Consider the following 22,426-nt stretch of genomic DNA (forward strand, 5'->3'; position numbering starts at 1 on the left):
TAACAGGCGCTTTCTTCGTTTAATTTAATACATCAATTATTGCTTCACTACTTTCATCGTTTTGCTTTGCGTGCCCTGGCTGATTTTGATATAATACACGCCTGGTTTCATATGCCCGCCAACCTGGTAGTTAGTACCTGCATTTATTTTTGTACTATAAATAACGCTGCCTGCATTATTCACAATCATCAACAATGCCGGTGTTTTTGAGGGAGAAGTCATTTTAACATTAAACGTGCTGCTGGAAGGATTCGGATATACGTCCGTTGTGAAATCCAGTTTGCTGCTGCTGTTAAATTTATTCTCTGCTACAGCCATCCTGTTTTGATTTTCCGTGAGGCTTTGCAGCGAATCTGCAGGAGATATGGTTCGCACTTCGATAGCTGCTATAGAGCCGCTATAAGGATCATACAATCCTGTTTTAGGATAAAAGAATACGAGTATCTGTCCTGCGCTGTTGGCCTGGGCGCGGATAGTACGTATTACCGCAGTGTTCAGCCGGTTGCCGGCGGCCTGGTACACGTTGAAGTCCACCAGGCTGTCGAGGCCATTGGTTGCTTTTACGGTGAATATCCTTTTATTCTTCTCTGCATCCTGTGGCTCTACAAAGTGCAGGCGGATGTTGTACACGGTGTTAGGTGTAAGTCCGCGCAGGTAGTAGCGCATCTGTGTGATATTATCTTTGAATACGCGCATATACTCGTATACCTGTGGTGGCGCAGGATCTGTTACATACGACAGGTCTACCGGCGCATTTACTTTCTGTACCCAGGTATACCCTGCATGCCATAATTTATCGGTGCCGGTAGGGCCTTCCGGAACGTACTGTGCAAACGTGGTGTTGGCATACGGGCCCGGAGGCGTTTGTGTGGTACCGGCATTGATGGCCAGTACAACTGATTTATTGGTGGTGATGAGTTCTGTACAGTAATCATCCATCCAGACAGTGCCGGGGCCCAGCTTTGCTATCCAGTAGGTAAGGCCGGTAGCATTGTCAGGTACGGTAATGGTGTCCCTGATCTGCGCCCAGTTGTCCTGGTAGGCGGTTACATTGTTCACATCTCTTGCAGTGGTAGTACCGGTAGCAACGCCCTGGTTGTCTACAAATCCAACGCCGTATCCTGCCCACCATGGATAGCCCTCTGTGCTTCTTTCCACTTTGATCCATTGGGTGAATACGATGATGCTGCCACCTCTCACCGGGATGGAACCTTGTATGTTCAGACTTGTTTTTTCGGTGGTGAAGCCCAGTGTGGCTGCTTTATCGCCGGTATGGCCTTTTCCGCTGACAGTATATACAGCGCCTACAAAAGGTATATCTTTTTTATAAGGCACCCAGTTCACCAGGTCACTTTCAAAACCATAGTTCGGAATGCCGCCGCAGGAGTCGAAGGGAACGATTGTTACGGGTAGTGTAGCAGATACACCTGAGCTGTCGCGCGTATTGGCGGTGATGGTGGCTGTACCTTGCCTGATAGCGGTGATAATACCTGCACTGTCAACAGTAGCTACTGTTGCATCAGAAGTACTCCAGTTGAGTGATCTGACAGAAGTGTTGGCAGGTGAAAAAACGGTGTTCATCAGCAGGGTATCTCTTTCCCCGATGATGGCGGTAGCTGGCTGCAAGGTAAGCCCGGTGGCCAGTACATTGGCCACGTGAATATTTGCCTGTGCGGAGATAGCCGGGTTGTCTGCGGAAGTGGCTTTGATGATCACGTTCCCTTTTTTGATACCGGTGACGGTGCCATTGTTGCTGACAGTAGCCAGTGTAGTATCGGAAGAGGTCCATACTACCTGTTTATTGCTGGCTTTTGCAGGGGTGAGTGTTGGCTTCAATTGCAGGGTAGCACCTACAAAGATATTGGCCGATGTGCTGTCGAGTGTTAAAGTGGTTACGGGTATATAAATGACCGTGTAGGTTTTAGCCGCGGTGAAACCACTTTCCGCAGAGGTGGCGGTGATAGTCACCGTTCCTGCCGACTTTCCTGTTACTACGCCATTCAGGTCTACCACGGCTACTGCCTGGTTGGAAGAGGCGTATACGAGGTTCCGGTTAGTGGCATTTACGGGAGTGGTCGTCAGCTTCAGCGTATCGGTATAGCTCACATAGAGATTACTGCTGTCGGATGAGATACTGATTCCCTGCAGCGGAATAATACGTGCTTCAACTGCCGCTATGGAAGCGCTGTAAGGATCGTTGGTGCCCACTTTGGGATAGAAGAATACTTCTATTACACCGGCATTGTTTGCTTTTGCTTCTATGGTGCGTGTAACAACGGTATTCAGTTTATTACCGGCGGCCTGGTAAATGTTGAAGTTAGCCAGACTATCGATGCCATTGACTTTCACGCTGAAGATCCGGTTGGCTTTATCGGTATTGCTCGGCTCAATAAAGTGGAGGCGCACTGCATAATTTGCGTTGGGAATAAGGTCGCGCAGGTAATAACGCAGCTGGGTGACATTATTTTTAGACACGCGCATATATTCATATACTTTACGCGGTGCTGGCTCGGTTACCTGGCTGAGGTCTACCGTTGCTGTGATGGCTGAGTTCCAGGTATATCCCGCATGCCATAATTTATCCGTACCGCTGGGTCCTTCGGGAACATATTGTCCGAGGGTGGTATTCTGATACGGCGTGGCCGGGGTTTGTGTTGTTCCTGCATTGATAGCGGTTACAATGGTATTCACCGTTAGCTGCACCGTTTTGGTGGCGCCTCCATCTGCCGTTGAAATGGAGAGGGTGGTGGTACCAAGTTTTAGTCCCCTCACGATACCATTGGCATCTATTTTCGCAATGGTGCTATCTGCCAGCGACCAGTTGAGCGCTTTGTTGGTAGTATTGAGGGGCAGCACATTAAACGCCAGTTGTTTGGGCGTATTCATGGTGCCGTATACTACGCTGTCTATCGCGATGCTGGTAGATATGGTTGGTGGAACAACGATGATGGGATGGGTGTCCGTTTTCCCGCCGTCTACCGATGTAACGGTGATGGTAGTCGTACCCAGATTGATGCCTGTTACTTTTCCGAATGCATCTATTTTAGCGATGGTAGTGTCGGAGGAACTCCAGGTAACAGCGGGATTAGTGGGATAAGCAGGTGTAATTTTTACGTTGAGTTTGAGGCTATATCCTTTCACCAGTGTATCTGATGCGGTGTTCACGATCGATACAGATTGCACGGGGCCTGCTGTTGGTGTGCCGAAAAAGATACCATTGCCGGAGGCGGATATAAACATCCGTCCCTTGTTATCGGCGGTGATATTGGGTACAACAGCTGGTAATCTGTCGATGATGGTGGTCCAGGTGCGGCCGGTATCATCAGAACGGAAGGCGCCATAGGTGATACCATTGATAGGAATGGTCTGACTGGTAGCGTACAATGCGAGGTGTGCATTGGCCGTTGTGTCGGACATGGCCACGGCAATCCATTTGGGTTTGAAGCTTTCACCGCCTACCTTAGTGAAGGTTCTGCCGGTATCTGTAGTATGATAAAGACCGCTGACTTCCGGGTATGCTTCATTGTGAAATGCGAGCCAGATGTCGCCCGTTTTTCCCGGTGTAGCTTCCAGGTTGGAAGTGGTGGCATAAGCGGAACCATTGGAATTGCTGCCGGCATTTGCGGCTAATCCGGTGGCGGATGTTTTCGTAAATGATTTTCCACCATTGGAACTCACAAAGAAGGAGCCACGGTCCCAGACATAGAAATAATCACCATTTGCTTTATCTGATATCAGGTGGTTTTCGCCGGGATACAGGTTCCATTGTGGCCCTGCGGGTAGGATACCGGAGGAAAGTCCGGTGGATTTTGTCCAGCTGGTGCCCAGGTCTTCCGACCAGTACACGCTACCCGGACTGTTGCCATCCATCTGGGTGAGCCACAGAATATTCCTGCGATTAGCGGATACGGCTACACGTCCACGGATACCCGGTGATTTGGGAAACAGGGTATAAGTATCGCCGCCGTCTGTGGAATAACCTGAGCGGGAGTCAATAACGTCTACTGTAGCGGGGCCGTCGCAGCCAACGCGCACAATAAATTCAGGATCGTTATATTGAAAAGCTACGCCCTGCATATTGAATGCGGAGTAGATGTTGTTGTGCAGGGCCGTGTAGGAAACGGCGCCCTGGTTCAGAGGCTCTGTCAGGGAGCGGTGATGAGCGCCGCCAACATCTGCGGTAACAGTAAGTAACAGGTTCTTACCGCTGGGAGGGGCCATCATGGGGCCTGTTACCATGATTTCTTCCAGGCCAACCACGCGCACCTTCCAGTTGGAAACAGGTGCAAAGATATTGTCTGTGGAAAGTACATCCAGCATATCGCTGATCCATACCCTGTCCGGATAAAATGGATCCCAGGTAAAGGTATAAGGACTATGGCCAGGTGCATTGAAGGGCAAACCATCATTGGCGGAATGTGGTGCTTCAGAATTATCGCGCGTGATTTTCCCCTGCTTGTAGGAGCCCGGTGCGCCCCCATCTCTTGAAATAAAATAAGGATCTTTTTGCCAGCTGCTCCGGGTGCTTACTACAATGTCATTTGAATTGGCAGGGTTCACCGCTACTTTAGAAAAGACCCTGGGATCTTTTTTGGAATCGGGATCTAAGAAGATGGGAGAAATATCCTGCCAGCTGCCGTTTTTATATTTGAAGACACCTTTTTTTATGTTCTCACCGCCTGCAGATACATACAGGGTGCCATCTCCATGAATGGCGGCACGTATGGGATATATCGGGCTGTTGTTCATCGGTGTAAAGGAAACACCGCCGTCTTCCGATACGAGTACGCCTGTGGCGCGTCCGATAAAGATCCGTTTGGTTACGCTCAATCCATTTACGACAACCGTGCCGGCGCTTTTATCGAAAAGCAGAAAGGAGCAGGAGCCGGGTGTGGTAATGGCGCTTACCTGCGACCAGCTGGTTCCGGCATTCTCTGTTTTCCATGCACCGTTTTGATCGGTCACCACCCATACGATGTTACTATTGGAAGGATCTACCTGTATACGATCTCCATAAATCTGGGTGTTGTTGGGATGTACTACAATAGGTACGTTCAGATCGGTCCAGGTATCACCCCGGTCGGTACTTTTCAGGATAGTACCCACGTTGCTGGAGCCTTTGCCTGGTCCCGGACCAGCGCTGTTTTCCACCGTAGCATACAGGATGTTGCCGGTGCTGTCATTGGGATCTATCCCGAGGCTGCCGCAGCGCTGGCTGAATTCCCAGTTCCAGTAGTTGACCGGTATCTTTTTAAATAACATCATGTGCTCCCACTTCTGCAGGTTCTTGTTCCATCGGTAAGGAGTGCCTACATCAGTAGTAATAAAGTACAGATCGGGTACCTTGGGATGCGCTACAAAAGAAGGCAGTGCACCGGAGCCACCAATCCGCACCTGGTTCCAGGTATACGTTTGCGCACGTATTTCCCGGGAGGCTGCCAGATAAAAAATGGTCAGTAGTAGGGTGTAGAAAATCTTTTTCATGTTCATAGTGGAATTATTGAGGATTGTTTAAAATATCCTGTGTAGTTATTGGTCTGTTGATCCACAGCACTAACGCGGTATTGTAAAAGACGATACTAATTTCCTGACAGGCGTTTTCTTTCCCGGCTCGTTGAATTCAATAAATGGGCTACAGTGGCTGATGCTACAGGGAATTGTTTGTTTCCCGAAGGGATTTCCATAAGGCACGAACTTTCAAAAAGAGCTATCCCTTTTTTCTTTTATCCCCATTACTGCTCCCGCGTATACATTACAATTGAAGAATGAAAAATAGTAATTGGTTGATAAGTAGGTAATACGTTTGTGAGAAACAGACTACGTAGCCGGAATGAAAAAATATTTTTACAGGATAGTTGCGGATGGGGCCGTGTTGATTATTGCGGGATATTTTTTGTTTTATTTTATATGCAGATACCCGCGCAGGCAGATATCTGCATATAGGAGTTATGCGCCGTAGTAACAGATATAGGCAACATCTTCTGTGCAGCTTACATCGAATGCCACCCCGGCTGCTACGTCAAAGCTTTCCTGTTGTTGATAGGTTTTCCAGTCGCCCTCCGGTAATTTCACGGTAAGACTACCGGAGATAATAACCATATGTTCTGTTACAGAGGTAGAAAACCGGTAATCGCCTTTTTTCATTACGCCGACTGTAGCCGGTCCTTTTTCTGTAGACAAGACAAGGCTTTGTACTTTACCTTCAAAGTATGAATTGTGTGCTACAGTGCTGTTTAATGTACTCATAGTGTATTGATAAATCGTGAACAGATGTATGAAACCACGCCCTTTTTATTAAGGACTGCACAAAATATAAAATTTACGATAGGGATACAACCATATGTTTGTAATTTATTTACACATATAATCATAATATATTTATAATTTATGCTGGCATTAATGCGTTTGTTAAGCCTTTGTTAGTCCTCTTCCCGCATTTTGCATACACTTTTTCAAATCACATTTTTTATAAATCGACGTTATGAAGCTTCTGGTCATTTTTTGTGCCTGTTCCCTGACATTTTTTTCTACGGCAAATGCGCAAGCGGTACCTGATCCTATTCACCCCAACTTTAGTATTGCGCCGGTGCAGGAATGGGAAAAGCAGTTTGATGCTTTTACTTTTAAAAAACTAGAGAAAGACGGACATGTGTTGCCTTACCGTTTTTATCAGCCTGTAAAAATCCGTCCGGGTAAAAAGTATCCGCTGGTATTATTTTTTCATGGCGCTGGTGAAAGAGGAAATGATAACCGTAAGCAGTTGATGCGGTTTAAACCGGTAGCGTTCTGGGAAAAGGAACCTTGTTATGTTATTGCGCCCCAGTGCCCTGCCCCCGGAGCTGGTGAGCCGGATGGGGAGGCTACCTGGGTACAGACCGGTTTTGGCTGGCCCTCTCACCAGATGAAGGCTCAACCAACCTGGCCTATGCAACTGGCGATGTTGCTGCTGGACAGTATCATCAGGAATAACAATATCGACACCAACAGGATTTATGTAACCGGTTTATCTATGGGTGGTTTCGCTACCTGGGAAATATTGCAGCGGGAAGGTCATCTGTTTGCGGCAGCGGTTCCCGTTTGCGGAGGGGCAGATACTTCATTTGCAAAACAGCTGACCGGTATACCTATATGGGCATTTCACGGAGATGCGGATAGTACCGTGATCCCTCAACGCTCTATAGATATGATCACCCGCATCCGTGAAAATGGTGGCAGGGAGGCAAAGCTCACGATGTATCCGGGCGTAGGACACGGCGCATGGACACCTACGTATAGTAATGTGGAAGTATGGAATTGGTTATTCAGTCAGAAGAAGGGTGATGCCGGGCCGGCACCTGCTAAATGAGGATGTATGAAATTTGGCATATTTTTACAGCTATGCAGGAGGAAAAGATAAATGGACAATAATGAAACAAATCGGCTTTCACGGCTGACAGCTATCCTTATTCAGTTGCAGACAAAATCGCTTTTGACTGCAACTGAACTGGCTGATAAATTTTCTGTGAGTGTCCGGACTATCTACAGAGACATCAGGACATTAGAACAGGCAGGTGTTCCCATTATAACAGAAGAAGGGAGAGGATATACACTGATGGAGGGGTTTAAAGTGCCTCCGATTATGTTCACTGAAAACGAGGCGAACGCATTAATTCTTGCTGAACAGTTGGTCCTGAGCAACAGAGATTCGTCTTTCGTGAAAGACTATACAGATGCTATTGGAAAAATAAAGGCGGTTTTACGATATACGGAAAAACACAAAGCCAATCTGCTTACCGAGCGTACGCGGTACTCCCAGAATATTAACCGTGAAAGGACCAGCAACAATTTATCATCGCTTCAATTTGCGCTTACTAATTTTCTGCAGGTTCAAATCGACTACCTGAATGAGGATGGTAAGGCCAGTAGCAGGATCATTGAACCATTTGCGTTACTGAGCACACAGGAAAACTGGTTGCTGGTTGCCTGGTGCCAGCTCAGAAATGATTTCAGGTATTTCAGGCTGGACAGGATTCAACAATTGCAATTACGTTCTGAGAAGTTTACTCCTCATAAAATGACCTTGCAGGAGTTTTTCGATAAGTATTATTAATTTTTTTCACACCCCTGACATACCGCTGTCACACCTCCATTTTAATTTTGATGTATTGAATGACGGGAAGTCGTTTATAATATTAAAAATGTAAAAATGGAAAAGAACACGTTTGACCCCTGGGCATGGGGTGAAAGAACCAATTCAGCACAAGCCGTTGAAGCAAAAAATGTAACAGGTACCTTGTATTGTTCAGGACAGGTAGCGATTGATGCCAATGGCATACCCAGCAGTGCTGATATGCGTTCACAGCTTATTCAGACCATTCAGAACCTGGAGCAGCTTGTCAATGAATCAGGCTATGATCCTAAGAACATTGTAAGACTCAATGTTTACACCACCAGTGTGCAGGATTTCTTTTCCACCAGTATGGATATTTACTCGGGGTTTCTGACAAAGTATGGTATTAAGCAGGCCACTACTTTGCTGGAAGTAAAGGGTCTTTTTGCCACGCTTACCGTTGAACTGGAAGCGACTGTAGTGAAGTGATTATTTGCTGCATCACCATGATTATGCGGAGTTGGAAATGCTTTTGCCGGCTTACAGAATAAGCCGGCAAAAGTATTTTATCATCATAGATAGCAATCCGGAAATTGCTGTCCGCATGATTTTACAAAACCACGGTTACCTGAACGGTATCGCTTTTGTACTGTCCGAGTGCATTTCCAACGACTATGCTGAACACGTACACACCGCTTACCATGTTGGTAACTGCGGTAGCTGCGGCGTTGGGCGTAGCAATAACAGATGCTCCTGATACGGGCTGCGGACCTACAGGCTGAGTTTTCCTGAATCCTTGTATTACTGCGCTGTTATTGGGCAGATAGTAGTTGTTGGTATCTACGTTGGCAATAGCCTCCGTGAGATACTGTACGTTGGCATCTGCACCTGCCAGTGGTCTGGTTACAATAGTATTGTATCCATAATCTTGTGGGTTTTCTGTGTATACATAGAAGCTATCGTAATTGTCGCCTCCGGCATTGTTCCTTGGCGCCATCAGGATATTACGTTTCATGATCACCTGCAGATTGTTGGTGCCGGATACGCCACCTGATTTGTTGTAGTATCCATTTACCCTTATCAGCGCGCCGCCACCACATCTTGAGAAGGTATTTCCTTCTACCGTGATCTGGCCGGGATGATTTTCTGTGTTGTTGGTGCCGGATCTTGCTGCAATGGAGGCCATGTCACCGCTAACGTTCGCAGCATTCGTATTGTAGCAAAGATTGTTTTTGAAAATATGACCGGCGCCGGTGCCATAAAACTGAAGATGTTCACCCCAGGAGTCATGTGTGATATTATCGTGAACGTTGCTGGTTTCTGAGCGTCCGCCGATCAGGATACCACCGTTATGACTTGCTCTGGCGGGAATATTCACAGATGCCCAGTTATACACTTCGTTCTGATAAACTTCGATGTTTTTACTGGCTGAAATCTGGATACCGTCTTTACCGGTATTTAGTATCCGGCCATTCCACACCTTTACGTTATTGATCATAATAGGTTGCTTGTACCGGTTGCTGTCGGCCGGAGGCGCATCATAGGGACCGGAGTTATAAGGCGCATTGCCGGTCAGATCCCAGTACGTGGCTGTATGTCCGATATATAGTCCTTCATTGTATGAATTGTCGATGATAAAGTCGTGGATCAACATATCCTGCAACGTGGTATTAGGATACCAGGTAGCGCTTTGTCCGGATACAGGATCTGTTTTGGCTACGATGCAGGTGCCTCCCTGAGTAGCAGTAAAATAACAGATTTCGAATTTTTCGGAGAAAGCATCAAATGACAGGTTCCTGTATGCAGAGCGATAAGGTTCGCCACCACCATCGGTGTTAACTTCAGAGCCGGTAAATAACAGGTTATCCCAGTGTGTGCCGGCAAAAATGAAGTGTTTGGAATTGGAGGTTTGTAAAGCATAGGCTGGTCCGCCATTTGCAGCCCAGGTAGTATTACCGATGCGTGTGATCTGGCCGGCCGGATTTCTGAATACGATAGGATTGGCCGCTGTGCCTTGTACATTGGTCAGTGTCACCGACCTGAAATTTCCCTGCAGTATAATCAGATCACCAGGCAGCGTGTTTGTATTGTCAAAAACAATATCCCCTGCTCCGGAAGGCGTAAACGTTCTTGTTCTCAGCGGTGTAAATGATCCGCCGTTGAACCCGGTGCCGATGGGTTCTACCGGGCCGGATTGTTTGGTCCAGAGATACGATGTAATGGCGCTGTTGGCATCGCTGGCAGTTGCCAGTAAATTGGTATTCGCTACTGAAATACTTTGATCTGCTCCGGCATTCACAATGATCGTATTGGTGATGTCATTTGCCCAGGCGGGGAATCCGTTGGCTGCCACTTTAAGCAGCTGGCCTACTGTTCCAACAGGTATGCGTTGCATGCTTCCATCTGCTCCACGGGCGTACATATCGCCAAAGGCGTCTTCGTCGCTGCTTATCTCCGCAGTTGTAAAGGATTGTACAGTATCAGGTTGGGAAGCATCTTTCATGTCTTGCTGTGTCGCCTTCGATGGTTGTTCTTTCTTTTGTGTCATTTTTTGGGATTTTAGTGATTAATTATTGGCCAATAGGTTTGTTTTATATGATTTTTTCTGTCTGATAACTACCGCATGTATATCTCATCAGAGAATGCTATTGTCGGGCATGCGGGTTATGTCCGCTGCCGGTTACTGTAGTATTGCCGGCTTACAGCTTTAATAATTTCGTAAGGAGAATTGAACGATGGCATTATTTATATAGTCATCGTTGAGCGGATGCAATTGATTGCCTTTGAGCGTAAGATTTTTGAACGTGCAGAAGATACGGGATGAGATTTTTTTTCTACTATCATACTGGTCGTTTTGAGGTTAACACTACCAAATTACCAAAGGCTTACGCACTCTATTTACGTAGCGTCAACTTTCATGATCGTAGCATGATAAGAAGGCCAACCGGAAGACAGGATATGTGAAATGCTGGTATTATTCATCGGTGAAAGTCAGTGCCTTGCTGTTAATAGCATCTCCATATTTTTAATACTCCAATAGAGGTTATATATTGGACAATAAATCTGTACCAACCTATGAAATATTTTTTTAGTTTTATCTTCCTTCTCTGTGCTATAACTACTTCCGGGCAGGCGATCTTTCCTAAAGGGTTTAAATTAATAAAAGGCGACAATTTAACCGGCGAGTATGACACCTATTCCAATGGAAAAGATGTTTTTCAAATGCATTTCTTTTTTAGAACCTATGACGACGATTTCAACTGGAACGATGAAAAATATAAGCAACACATTGCAGACTGCATGGGTTATCCGATGTATAGAACCACAGATAGCCTCTTATGGGGAACAGGGAAAATGAATGGATATTACTCCTATGTAGTGGTAGACTGGAATGGTGAAGTATTTGAACTTATTTCCGAACAGAATGATGCAGACTTTTCTTACTATTCGAAATGGCTTATTTCTTCTATCAGAGAATACCGTAAAAGAGGAAAAATGTTTATGTTTCTGACGAGGTTTCGTTTGATTCATAACTAACGAGCAGTTATGATCTGAAACGGTGGATTGGATGGAACATACAAAGGTCAAAAGCAACCAATGGATGTTTATGTTTACACGCTCGACATCACTGAAAGTGATGATTCTAAAACCTTTATGAAGGAACATGTGACGCTTATCAGGTAAAAGACGCATCAAAAAGTAATCCTGATCCGAGAATCAAGATGATGAAAGACGATTATCTGTGGAGCGTTTTTTATTTGAAGTCATGTGCTGCAAAATAGCTCCAAAGTCGCTTTCCAATCAGAAGAAGCCCTCATGAAGCTCTTATTCCTTGTTCAGGAAAATATATATGCCAAATGGAGCAAGCCTGATTACAACTGGAATCAGATTCCTGGCCAATTATCGATTATATTTAGTGATCGATTAAAACTTACTCTTTAATCCACTTTATGTAATACCATTTAAACTGCACTCTTTTGTTCTGTATATAAACTAAAAATGGTTGTTAGCTATTCGCCAACAGCCATTTCTTTACTGAGTGTTAGAAGTTGCAGGAAGCTAACTTTTAACGCACTTGTAATATCCCCATAAATTAATCCTGTAATACCCAATTTATTGCTCTAACTTTATCGAGGTTACATTTGGCTTCTTCTGATTTAGTTTGGGTTTCTTTTTCTTATTTAGCCCCTGTTTTTCAGTAGTATGCATATTTAATTAAAATTATATTTGTGAATATTTTTGTAGGTAATATAGGTGACAGAACAACTGAAGATGAGATATGGTCTTTATTTGACCCATTTGGAGTTGTATATAGTATTAATGTGGCTTACGATAAGTACAGTGGCCGTTCTAAAGGCTTTGCATTCGTTGAAATGCCAGATGATTCCAATGCAGTACTGGCAATTAAGGAATTGAATAATTCAGTAGTTGCTGGCCATACAATAGTTGTGTATGAGGCTCGTCCAAAACCTGAAAGACCAGAAAATAATCGTTTCTCCAGATCCGGCCCAAGGCCTGGATTTAGACCCAGATACTAATAGTTGGATGTTTTAAAACGTCGATTACCTTTATCTGTCAGGAGAGCAGAGGAGCAAAGCCGCAAAATACGTTAAGTAGTTTGTAGCTTTGCTCTTACTTTTCTATGTATCGGATAGCAGCAACCCAGGCTGAATTTTCCAATTATACCCTTAATAAACTTCAGTAACAAGAACTGTTAGCAACTGGGTTCCGCCTATGAGGTGACGGTGAAGATGTGTATCATCATGTTAGTTGTGTGAGTTCGGAAACTTTAGCCTTTACGGGTTCTTCGGTCTGTATGAATAGTGCATTGTTTCAAAAAGAAATCCTAAGCTGGATTTTGAAATAATGTGATTTACCACACACTGAACTTGCGATTTAGTTCCTGGGAGAATCCCTAACGAGGAGAGAATTAATCGGAACTCGACTAAATACTTGACTTAAAATAGAAAACCCGCGACTAGCGCGGGTTTCTTCGAGATTTTGCGGACCGGACGGGACTCGAACCCGCGACCTCCGCCGTGACAGGGCGGCATTCTAACCAACTGAACTACCGATCCTTAGTACAGACGGGCCTTTCAGCCGATCTATATCCCCCGTTTGGGATTGCAAATGTAGCAACATTATTTACAATCAACCAAATTTTTTTGCGAATAATCTGAAATTTATTCCGGTAAGAGGGCCGAAACCCACGCCATACAGGGAAAGCAGCGATTGGTAACCGTGTATCCGTACACGTTACCACCATACATTGCCGCCGTTTTATTTTGTTATATTTAAACAATTTCACATATTGCAGGGGTGTTTGTAAACGCCCTGCAGCAACCATGAATTATACCCGCATCATCGCCCTGGCAATTGTTTTCATAAATATCCTCTTTTCCTGGAAAGGATTCAACAGCCGTACATTCTTCAATAAATATGCTTTTGAAGTGGAAAGGATCCGCTTATTCAGAGAGTACCGGCGCCTGCTGACTTCCGGCTTCCTGCATGTCAGCTGGAAACACCTGCTGTTTAATATGGCTTCGCTGCTGGCATTTAGTTTTCTGCTGGAAACTAACCTCACCGCCACAGCTTTTGCTATTATTTATTTTGGAAGCCTTATTGGTGGCAACCTGTTATCGCTGTATGTGCACCGCCGGGAAAATGACTACAGCGCAGTAGGTGCTTCCGGCGCCATCTGCGGCGTTATTTTCGCGGCAGTGGCCATGTATCCAGACAGGGGAGTGGATGTAGGTGGACTGTTTTCCGTTCCGGGATGGGTATACGGCCTTGGATACCTGTTGCTGGCTATTTATGGCATCCGGTCGCGCCGTGATAACATAGGACATGATGCACATCTGGGTGGTGCTATGGTGGGGATACTGATTGCATTGTTCATTGAACCTGGTACATTGCGGGAGAACTTTGCAGTAGTGATAGCATTGCTGGTACCTTGTATCTTTTTTATGTATGTGATTATCAATAAGCCGCAGGCGATCCTGGTGGATAATTACCATTATAACCAACACCACGTATTTGTGGATATCGATGACCAGTATAATATGGGAAAAGCAAGCCAGCAGAAAGAACTGGATGCCATCCTGGAGAAGATCCACCAGCGGGGTATGCAGAGTCTTACCAAAACAGAGAAAGATAAACTGGAGTTATATTCCCGTCAGATCAATTAAAAGGGGCCGGCCTTTGCCCTTACCTGCCCCGGCGCCCGCATCGGCGCGTGGGTTGTTCTGGTAAAGACAAAGGCCGGTAGCCCATGGTTACTGTATACGTCTATTCCTAATTTTTATATACCCTTACATAATCTACTTCCATAGTAGCGCTGGTAACTGCGGGGTCGATAGCACCGCCGAAATGACCGCCCATCGCCATGTTGAGGATGATAAAGAAGTCGTGGTCGAATGCGGAATTGCCTGCACTGTTGAATGTATAGAACAGTTGATCATCTACATAAAAACGGATCAGTGTGGGCGACCAGTCCATCGCATATTTATGGAAGGTGGTGGTTTCATTCAGCACATTTGTCGTTCCCCCGTCGGCGTTAGCACCGGCATGATTGGGATGATGTACGGTACCATAGATCTTGGTGGGTTCATTGCCTTTATGTTCCATAATATCTATTTCACCGCAGGCAGGCCAGCCTACCGTTGCCGCATTGGCGCCCAGCATCCAGAGTGCTGGCCAGGTACCGCCGCCAGTGGGCAGTTTGGCGCTGATTTCCACCCTTCCGTATTTGAAAGTAAATTTACCACGGGTCAGTATGCGGGCAGATGTATACGCACTGCCAGAGAAGCTTTCCTTAAGCAAATTAATTTTAAGGGTACCATTGGACACGCTCACATTTTTAGACCGGTCTGTATAGTATTCCGCTTCTGCATTGCCCCAGCCATTGTCGCCGGTGCCAATATCATAGCCCCATTTGGTGGGATCCGGTGCCCCATCGGTATTGAATTCTTCAGACCATATCAATCCTGCAGCAATAGTCACCGTAACGGTAGTTGATTTGCTGACGGTTAATCCGTCTGCACTTTTAGCAGTTACTTTCACCGTAAAAGTTTGCTGTCCGGTGCCACTGTAAGTATAGTTAGTGATACCATTGGCAACGGTTTTGGTGGTGCCGTTTCCAAAATCATAATCATAACTGACGGCATTGTCGGCCATGGCCGTAAACGCCACCGATCCACTATTGTCGGTATTCACGATGGCATTCAACACCAGGTTGGTGGGTGCAATTTTTGCCGGCGGCGCTTTATCATTTTTTCCGCAGCTGGCAGTACTGATCAGTAATGCCAGCATCATTCCTGTGATATATTTCATACGCTATTGAATTGCTATAATTTTTACATACCATGCACCGGGGTTCTGGAGGCAACGTAAGGTCATCTGTGTGGCGCTTCTTTCCAACACCTGGTATTTGTGTACACCCTGGTACATACCCAGATGTCCCTTGCTTGAAAATACAATATATTCTGTGCCTGCACCACCATCGTAGCCGAAGGTTTCCGTATAGGCGGCAGCTTTAGGGCCTGTTAAGGTGAAATCGCCCTCACCGGTCAGCGATGGATCAAAATCACGCAGGAATACCTTGTTGCCAAAGATGTCGTTGTTGGTTTCATGCGTGAAGGAATTACCGGTGGCAGTGAAAGTATATACGTCGTCATAGATACCAAGACCTGCTTTTTCATTCGGACCGGCAGCCCACCATGCAGGCGTAAATACAGCCGCATCAGATACGCCCAGGTGGCCGGGATTATCTTTATCTACGCGCCATTTTTTAGTACCGTTGTTGGTCAGCATGGTCACAAAAGCCGGATCAGGTTCATATGCCCTGAAGATGGTGATCTCCTGTGAATTGGTACTGAAGTTACCGGCTTTGCCATACACAGTCACTGTAACGGTCAGTGTTTTGGTACCTGTGTGATCATACTGGTATTGAAAATCAGAACTGGTAGATGTTTTAGGTGCTTTACCATCTCCAAAATCAACCCGGTAATTGATCGTGTTGTCGGAGGTAACGTGCAGCGTAATGCTGCCTTCTCCGCCGCCATTGGGATGCGTGGCATCTTTACCGGTGATCGCGATGTTGAGCACTGGTTTGGAGGGAGTGATAATGTCGCCAAACCGGAAATCGTCTTTATTACAACCGCTCATTACCAGTAGTATCCCGAGAAATAACGGTGTTAATAGTTTTATATATTTTGTCATAATCGTGGATTAGTGAGTTAAGGTAATATCATCAAACAACAGGGTGAAGTTGTTACTGCCATCACCGGTTACGCCGTTGTCGAGGAAGAACAGGATATTTTGTAATTTTTTACTGTTGTCTTTTATGATTCCGGAGAAGTCAAACGTCAGCTCTTCCCAGGTATTGGCTACGGTAGTCGTTGCCTCCAGGTGCTCCTGGAAAGTGTTGTCACCGGTTCTTTCCAATTGCAGTTGTACCCGCATCCCTGCTCTCCAGGAATACACTTTCACCTTGAACTTTTTGTTGTTGGTAAAATCTAACGGGTCTGTCATCACGATATAGTTACCGGCCCATACTTCTGCTTTTGTTTTTACAATCTTACCAACGGTGGCGCTGGTGTTGATGCCACCTGGTACCGGGTTGGCGATCACGGATGTCTGACTGCCACCAAAATCGCCCCAGGCATAGCTTACGGTCGGCAATTCAAAGGTCATGGGCAGGGTAAGCGGATCGTAAATAGTTACCGGCTTTGTTACTTTGGTCGTTGCTTTTCCGCCGCTCAGCGCTTCTACCGTTACGGTGTAGTTACCACCTTTGGCGTATACATGTTTAATACTGGCGCCGCCCGCAATTAATACCGGCTCCTCATTGGGTGTTTCTCCAAAGGATACTTTGAAGCCGCCGGTAGCATACAATGCGGTGGCAGATACCGTGAGTTCATGTGCATTGCCGGTAGTGGTCACATTCACTTCCTCGGGTGCACGAAAGATCACGGTCAGTTGTGCAGTGGTATCTGATTTCAGTCCACTGAGCCCGGTGGTCACCACTTTCACGGGGTAAGTTCCTTCTTTATACACATGCGTGGTGTTCTTTCCGGGAGCCACTGTTACCGGTGCGGTGGCGCCATCGCCGAAATAAATATCGTAGGCCGTGCCGCCTGCGCTACTTGGTGTAATGGTTACCAGACCGGAGTTATCGTTGGCTATTTTGAACAGCAGCGATTCTTCCGAAGGTGCTTTGATGGAGTTTAAGAATGACAGATCATCATCCGTCCACTTGGTACAGCTGTATAATGCCAGTGTCAGCAATAATATATATGGAACGCGTTTCATGCTATGTTGTTTTTACTGATTAATACCCGGGATTCTGCGTTAAACTGGAAATTTCTACTTCCCTTTGTGGCAGCGGGAATAATTCATTTTTGCCTGCTACAAAACCGGTGATGGTGGTGGCAGCTTTACCTGTTCTTACCAGGTCAAAGAAGCGATCACCTTCCATGGCCAGTTCCAGTCTGCGTTCCTGCCAGATGGCGGTGGTCAGTGCGGCGCCGGTGAGCGTAATATCGTGCGCATTGTCCTTGAAAGCCCGGCGTCTTACTTTGTTCAGGTAAGTTTGTGCTTTGGCATCGTTGGGGGTAGTAGCACGGTTATTGGCTTCTGCAGCCATCAGTAATACATCTGCAAAGCGGATGGTCCGGTAGTTATTGAGGTAGTTGATTTCCAGCTGACCGGAAGTTTCTCCTTTTCTTGGCAGGTATTTCTGGTTATACAGCCCGGTGTTTTTATAAGGTGCTACCTGGTAGGTGATTTTAAAGTCAGGATGTGCATTTTTATAAGCTTCAATATCCAGTACTGTCACATCTTTCCGCTGATCTCCGGCGGCATAGGCATTGGCCAGGTTCTGGGTAGGCAGGTTGGTGCTCCAGCCGGAAGCATACGGACTACCACCGTTTATTCCCCGTATTCCACACTGCTGAACAGCATAGTTTCCCTGTCCGCGTGTAGCGGCGCCCCAGTTGTAGTAGGGAGACAGGTTAGAGTATTGAATCTCAAAAACAGACTCAATACCATTTTCTCCGGACTGCAAAAAGATTTCGCCAAAATCAGCTACCAGTGTAAACGGACCGTTTACTACGTTTTCCAGCATAGCGGCTGCTTCGGTGAATTTATTTTCATACAGCAATACTTTTCCGAGCAATGCCTGTGCAGCGTATTTGGTAATCCTTCCGGGCTGCGACTGGGTGGTAGGCAATACGGCAATCGCATTGTTGAGATCCAGTTCTATCTGTTTGTATACATCTGCTTTGGGAGATCTTTTCAGCGTGCGGGAATCGGTAAGCGTTAAACGCTTGTCTGCAAACAGGGGCACATCTCCAAAAAATTTCACCAGCGTGAAATAGTAATAGGCGCGCAGGAAATAGGTTTCGCCATACAACGCATCTTTACCTGGAAAATCGACGGTGCCTCCGCTTGGATTTTTATCCTTGAACTGCGTCATGTAATTCACGCGGTTAATGCCTTCGTAGGAGGCAGACCAGATTTCTGTCAGATAATCATTCGTAGTGGTCATGGTATAATCATCCATCTGCTGTAAACCGAGTACATCGGAGGCACTTTCACCGCCGCTCACAGAGTTGTCGGAAGCAATATCACCGATAGGTACTGCCTGGTTCAGCCACTGGATAGGAGAGTAGGTACTTACCGCCATGGTGCGGTAGTCGCTTTCACTTTTCAGGTAATCGAGGTCAGTTACATTGTAGCTGTCGCTTGGCTTGTAGTCGATCCATTTTTTGCAGGAGCTGGTTAAAATGATGACCGAAAAGATGCCTGTTATTGTGAGTATGTTTTTCATTTGTCGTCTTTTTACTTTGAACATTACAGTTTTAAATCAATACCTAATGACCAGGTTCTCGCTTGTGGATAAGCACCCCTGTCTATACCGGAATCCATGATGCCACCGGCGATTTCAGGATCGAAACCGGAGTAACGGGTAAACGTATACGCATTTTTTACCTGTGCAAACAGGCGGATCTGTTTAAAGCCGGAGCGGTTCAGGATGGATGACGGGAAGGTATAACCCAGCTGTATGTTTTTCAGTTTTACAAAGGAGCCATCTTCTACGTAGCGGTCAGATACCCTTACATTGTTGTTGGCATCGGTGAAAGAGTAACGTGGATAACGGGCATCATTGGTGCTGCCCGGACCTGTCCAGCGGTTCAGGATATCCCGGAATTTATTGGTGTAGGTGGCGTTTCTTTCATAGGCGCGATAGATGTCGTTGCCTATGGAAGCGTAGGTGAATACATTCAGGTCAAAGTTTTTGTAGTTCAGCGACAGGTTCCAGCCCAGGGTGAATTTCGGGAATGGATTGCCGATATTGGTTTTGTCCTTATCATTGATAACGCCATCACCGTTTACATCCACAAAACGGATATCACCTGGTTGGGCGCCGCTTTGTTTGGGTGCTTTATTGATTTCATCGGCAGATTGGAATAAACCGGCTGTTTTGAAGCCATAAAAGTAGCCCGGCGCTTTTCCTGTTTCAAAGGCAGTAACGTTTTGAGACTGGCCGTTGAAATAATTACCACCATATAATACAAAGGAATTGTCGGAGTTGGTACCGGTTACTTCATTTTTTGAAGTGGTGAAAGTAACGTTGGTAGAAATAGATACATCTTTACCTATTCTGTCATTATAGCCCAGGTTCAGGTCTATACCACTGCTTTTGGTAGAACCAATATTGGCATCCGGTACTTTGGCAGTTCCCAGGAAGAGGGATACCACTGGTTTGAACAGCAGGCCCTTTACACTTTTCTGGAAGTAATCGGCGCTCAGGCTGAATTTATTATGGAAGAAGGTAACATCAAAACCAGCATTGTACTGGATCTGTTTTTCCCAGCTCAGAGACGTGTTGGCATAAGAACCTACGGTAGATCCGGAGAGGAAGGTATTCCCAAACGTATAACCGTTGTTGTTGCCGTCGTCATAATTGGGGCCACCGGTAACGATTCTGGGGAAAGCCGGGTTGGTATTCTCATTACCTACGGTACCATAGCTACCTCTTATCTTCAGGTAATTGATAAAGTTGGAATGAAAGAAATTTTCACTGGAGGCAATCCAGCCCAATGAACCGGAGAGGAAGTCGGCGAATTTATTGTCGGTACCAAAGGCAAAAGATCCATCCCTGCGCATGGTAACGGAGGCGAGGTATTTATCCTGGTAGTCGTAGTTGAGCCGCCCGAAGTAAGACAGATTTTTACGGAAGCCATAATATTTAGTGGCGCCTTGTCCGTTCAGGTTAGCCGGAATATCTCCTTTGGAGTTGTAGTATTTCAGCGGCTCGCCGTTGATAACGGTATCTCTTATATAAGGAATAGCAGGTGTATTGATGCCGGTTGCGGCATTGTAATCTGCAAATTCCCAGGAGTTGAAAGGAACGTCCTGGCGGCTAACGGTCATGCCGTTGTTGGTAGATTTGAAGAAGGAGATACCTGCCACCGCATCAAAATGGTGGTCCCTGGCTATATTGAAGTTGTAGTTCAGATATGTTTCTGACGTAAAACTGGCCGCGCTGTTTTTGAACTCGTTTACACCGTTGTGGGTATAGCCGGCGATCATGCCCAGTTCATTTTTCAGCGGAATGGCATTGCCATCAACGCCCATGGTGTTTTCCACATTCAGCGGACCGTAGAATACCAGTGGTGTAAAGTTTTTGCCGGTCTGGTCGTAATTGGTATAACCAAAGCGGGTAGTGGCTTTCAGGTTTTTCAGGATATCATACTGTAATTCTACCTTTCCAAACAGCTTGTTGCCGCTGGAAGTATTGTAGGTGTTTTCCAGTTTGGTGAGCGGGTTAAAGATCTCTGATTTCAACAGGTTGCTGAAACTGTATTTACCTGGTGTATTGGGTACATCATTATATACCGGTACGGTAGGATCGAAGTTGAGCGCACTACCGATGATGGAATTGAATGAATTTTCCTGAATACCTTTATTTTTAATATTGGTGAAGCTGGTATTCACAATTACTTTCAACCGGCTGGTAATATCTGCGGTGATATTTGCAGTACCATTGATACGGTTGAAATTGGATTTGCTGCCGCCAGCCACTATACCGTCCTGGCCAAGATAACCACCGGAAACAAAGTAGGTGATTTTATCACTGCCACCTCTTGCGCTCACATTGTAGTTCTGTATGGGCGCCTGGTGGAAGATCTGTTTCTGCCAGTTGGTACCTACGCCCATCTTACCAAGATCCGGGAAAATAACGTCTCCACCGGAAGCGGTACTGCCTTCATTAATGATACCGGCATATTCGGTGGCGTTTAATACACCAATGGTTTTAAATACTTCCTGGATGCCGTAGTTGGCGTTCACAAGAATTTCCGGTTTCTGGTTTCTTTTACCGCTACGGGTAGTGACCATGATAACACCGTTACCTCCTTTTACACCATAGATGGCGGTAGTAGCCGCATCTTTTAATACGTTGATGGATTCGATGTCGGCAGCATTCAGCGCATTGAGATCATCGAGGGTTTGTGGTACCCCATCTATTACTACCAGCGGATCGGAGCCACTATAGGAAGGAATACCCCTGATCAGTACCGTGGGTTTAGCGCCGGGTGAACCGCTCTGGATCACGCTTACACCGGAGGCCCGTCCCTGCAGGGCTTCTTCCGCCCTTACCGGCCGGAGGTTGGCGATGTCTGATCCTTTTACGGTGGCAATGGCGCCGGAGATCTGGGTCACTTTCTGGGTACCATATCCTACCACTACTACTTCGCCCAGTTCCTTGTTGGATGGCTGGAGCTGTACGGCCAGCGGAGCAGTGCCTATGGCCACTGTGGCGGTGGCATAGCCTACCGCGGAGATATTCAGTACTTTCTCATCCGGGCCTACTGCCAGGGAGAAAACGCCATTGTTGTCTGCTGCAATAGCTTTCTGGGAAACTTTAGCAGTAACAGATGCGCCAGGTATTGGTGACCCGGTTTCATCTGTTACCTTACCGGTAACTGTCCTGTTTTGCGCCCACGACACGGACGCAAACAATAACAATAGAGGGATAAATGTGCTTTGTAAGAATTTTTTCATACGTGAATTTTTTGTTGACGATGTTGCAAACGGTGTACTTTCACCGGCAGCGGGTGCCGGGTGTAAACGTGAAATCTGTAAATGATTAACCTTTTTGAATGGAATTTTTGTGTCTTTGGTTTTACTGCATTTTTAAAAAACGGTGGTTGATTTCAGTTGACTAAGTACTATTTTTATACTGTTTTGATTACGCTAAAATTACACCTTCCACGAAATGAGGCCAATTTTTTCACTACATCTATACTTCATCACAATTGGATAAATGAT

14 protein-coding genes, 1 tRNA gene and 1 pseudogene are annotated in these 22,426 nt (G+C 46.0%); 7 read left to right on the plus strand and 9 right to left on the minus strand.

Going from position 1 to position 22,426, the window contains the following annotated elements:
* Nucleotides 1-36 precede the first annotated feature (36 nt).
* Nucleotides 37-5,484, minus strand: coding sequence for an Ig-like domain-containing protein (locus BMW79_RS09290; protein WP_177192098.1), 5,448 nt, complete (start codon nt 5,482-5,484; stop codon nt 37-39).
* Between the two features lie 462 nt (nt 5,485-5,946).
* Nucleotides 5,947-6,246 (minus strand): pyrimidine/purine nucleoside phosphorylase, encoded by a 300-nt coding sequence (gene ppnP / locus BMW79_RS09295; protein WP_089893565.1) that lies wholly within the window; start codon nt 6,244-6,246, stop codon nt 5,947-5,949.
* A 235-nt stretch (nt 6,247-6,481) separates the two neighbouring features.
* Here ppnP and BMW79_RS09300 point away from each other — a divergent pair, with 235 nt between their 5' ends.
* From BMW79_RS09300 to BMW79_RS09310, 3 genes are all read left to right on the plus strand, one after another.
* On the plus strand, nt 6,482-7,345 hold the full coding sequence (locus BMW79_RS09300; protein ID WP_089893568.1) for a carboxylesterase family protein: 864 nt from the start codon (nt 6,482-6,484) through the stop codon (nt 7,343-7,345).
* 51 nt (nt 7,346-7,396) lie between these two features.
* Nucleotides 7,397-8,089 carry a helix-turn-helix transcriptional regulator gene (locus BMW79_RS09305; RefSeq protein ID WP_089893571.1) on the plus strand — a complete coding sequence of 231 codons (693 nt, stop codon included), beginning with the start codon at nt 7,397-7,399 and terminating at the stop codon, nt 8,087-8,089.
* A 96-nt stretch (nt 8,090-8,185) separates the two neighbouring features.
* A complete protein-coding gene (locus BMW79_RS09310; RefSeq protein WP_089893574.1) occupies nt 8,186-8,578 on the plus strand; it encodes a RidA family protein in 393 nt (130 codons plus the stop codon).
* A gap of 121 nt (nt 8,579-8,699) precedes the next feature.
* Here BMW79_RS09310 and BMW79_RS09315 read toward each other — a convergent pair whose 3' ends face one another.
* The gene (locus tag BMW79_RS09315) at nt 8,700-10,637 is read right to left on the minus strand and encodes a hypothetical protein (protein ID WP_089893577.1); all 1,938 of its coding nucleotides are present in this window, start codon (nt 10,635-10,637) and stop codon (nt 8,700-8,702) included.
* A 674-nt stretch (nt 10,638-11,311) separates the two neighbouring features.
* Between BMW79_RS09315 and BMW79_RS09320 the strand changes: the two genes are divergently transcribed.
* The 3 genes and pseudogenes from BMW79_RS09320 to BMW79_RS09325 all read left to right on the plus strand — a co-directional run bounded on the left by BMW79_RS09320 (nt 11,312) and on the right by BMW79_RS09325 (nt 12,627).
* Nucleotides 11,312-11,626, plus strand: a complete 315-nt coding sequence (locus BMW79_RS09320; RefSeq protein ID WP_143059114.1) for a hypothetical protein — start codon at nt 11,312-11,314, stop codon at nt 11,624-11,626.
* 246 nt (nt 11,627-11,872) lie between these two features.
* Nucleotides 11,873-12,031 (plus strand): annotated as a pseudogene (locus BMW79_RS34455) (IS256 family transposase); the annotation flags it as partial.
* A gap of 287 nt (nt 12,032-12,318) precedes the next feature.
* On the plus strand, nt 12,319-12,627 hold the full coding sequence (locus BMW79_RS09325) for an RNA recognition motif domain-containing protein (protein WP_089893581.1): 309 nt from the start codon (nt 12,319-12,321) through the stop codon (nt 12,625-12,627).
* Between the two features lie 466 nt (nt 12,628-13,093).
* Here BMW79_RS09325 and BMW79_RS09330 read toward each other — a convergent pair.
* Nucleotides 13,094-13,167: transfer RNA gene (locus BMW79_RS09330), tRNA-Asp, on the minus strand.
* 267 nt (nt 13,168-13,434) lie between these two features.
* Here BMW79_RS09330 and BMW79_RS09335 point away from each other — a divergent pair.
* Nucleotides 13,435-14,277, plus strand: a complete 843-nt coding sequence (locus tag BMW79_RS09335; protein WP_089893584.1) for a rhomboid family protein — start codon at nt 13,435-13,437, stop codon at nt 14,275-14,277.
* A gap of 106 nt (nt 14,278-14,383) precedes the next feature.
* Here the strand turns inward: BMW79_RS09335 and BMW79_RS09340 are convergent, their stop codons facing one another.
* From BMW79_RS09340 to BMW79_RS09360, 5 genes are read right to left on the minus strand one after another with little or no spacing between them, the layout of a single operon-like run.
* Nucleotides 14,384-15,421 (minus strand): family 16 glycosylhydrolase, encoded by a 1,038-nt coding sequence (locus BMW79_RS09340; protein WP_089893587.1) that lies wholly within the window; start codon nt 15,419-15,421, stop codon nt 14,384-14,386.
* A gap of 3 nt (nt 15,422-15,424) precedes the next feature.
* Nucleotides 15,425-16,309: a PKD domain-containing protein gene (locus BMW79_RS09345; RefSeq protein WP_143059115.1), complete on the minus strand. Its 885-nt coding sequence runs from the start codon at nt 16,307-16,309 to the stop codon at nt 15,425-15,427.
* Nucleotides 16,310-16,318: 9 nt separating this feature from the next.
* Nucleotides 16,319-17,401, minus strand: a complete 1,083-nt coding sequence (locus BMW79_RS09350; RefSeq protein ID WP_089893592.1) for a hypothetical protein — start codon at nt 17,399-17,401, stop codon at nt 16,319-16,321.
* 19 nt (nt 17,402-17,420) lie between these two features.
* Nucleotides 17,421-18,920: a RagB/SusD family nutrient uptake outer membrane protein gene (locus BMW79_RS09355; protein WP_089893595.1), complete on the minus strand. Its 1,500-nt coding sequence runs from the start codon at nt 18,918-18,920 to the stop codon at nt 17,421-17,423.
* Nucleotides 18,921-18,943: 23 nt separating this feature from the next.
* A complete protein-coding gene (locus BMW79_RS09360; RefSeq protein WP_089893598.1) occupies nt 18,944-22,159 on the minus strand; it encodes a SusC/RagA family TonB-linked outer membrane protein in 3,216 nt (1,071 codons plus the stop codon).
* Nucleotides 22,160-22,426: the final 267 nt, after the last annotated feature.

The sequence above is a fragment of the Chitinophaga arvensicola genome (assembly GCF_900110835.1).
Classification (GTDB): Bacteria; Bacteroidota; Bacteroidia; order Chitinophagales; family Chitinophagaceae; genus Chitinophaga; species Chitinophaga arvensicola.

Excerpts from the sequence above, each read along its gene's own strand:
- BMW79_RS09335 (WP_089893584.1), top strand. The coding sequence starts at position 13,435 with ATGAATTATACCCGCATCATCGCCCTGGCAATTGTTTTCATAAATATC.
- BMW79_RS09290 (WP_177192098.1), bottom strand. The coding sequence starts at position 5,484 with ATGAAAAAGATTTTCTACACCCTACTACTGACCATTTTTTATCTGGCA.
- BMW79_RS09350 (WP_089893592.1), bottom strand. The coding sequence starts at position 17,401 with ATGAAACGCGTTCCATATATATTATTGCTGACACTGGCATTATACAGC.
- BMW79_RS09345 (WP_143059115.1), bottom strand. The coding sequence starts at position 16,309 with ATGACAAAATATATAAAACTATTAACACCGTTATTTCTCGGGATACTA.
- BMW79_RS09340 (WP_089893587.1), bottom strand. The coding sequence starts at position 15,421 with ATGAAATATATCACAGGAATGATGCTGGCATTACTGATCAGTACTGCC.
- BMW79_RS09305 (WP_089893571.1), top strand. The coding sequence starts at position 7,397 with ATGGACAATAATGAAACAAATCGGCTTTCACGGCTGACAGCTATCCTT.
- BMW79_RS09315 (WP_089893577.1), bottom strand. The coding sequence starts at position 10,637 with ATGACACAAAAGAAAGAACAACCATCGAAGGCGACACAGCAAGACATG.
- BMW79_RS09355 (WP_089893595.1), bottom strand. The coding sequence starts at position 18,920 with ATGAAAAACATACTCACAATAACAGGCATCTTTTCGGTCATCATTTTA.
- BMW79_RS09360 (WP_089893598.1), bottom strand. The coding sequence starts at position 22,159 with ATGAAAAAATTCTTACAAAGCACATTTATCCCTCTATTGTTATTGTTT.
- BMW79_RS09310 (WP_089893574.1), top strand. The coding sequence starts at position 8,186 with ATGGAAAAGAACACGTTTGACCCCTGGGCATGGGGTGAAAGAACCAAT.
- BMW79_RS09320 (WP_143059114.1), top strand. The coding sequence starts at position 11,312 with ATGCATTTCTTTTTTAGAACCTATGACGACGATTTCAACTGGAACGAT.
- BMW79_RS09300 (WP_089893568.1), top strand. The coding sequence starts at position 6,482 with ATGAAGCTTCTGGTCATTTTTTGTGCCTGTTCCCTGACATTTTTTTCT.
- ppnP (WP_089893565.1), bottom strand. The coding sequence starts at position 6,246 with ATGAGTACATTAAACAGCACTGTAGCACACAATTCATACTTTGAAGGT.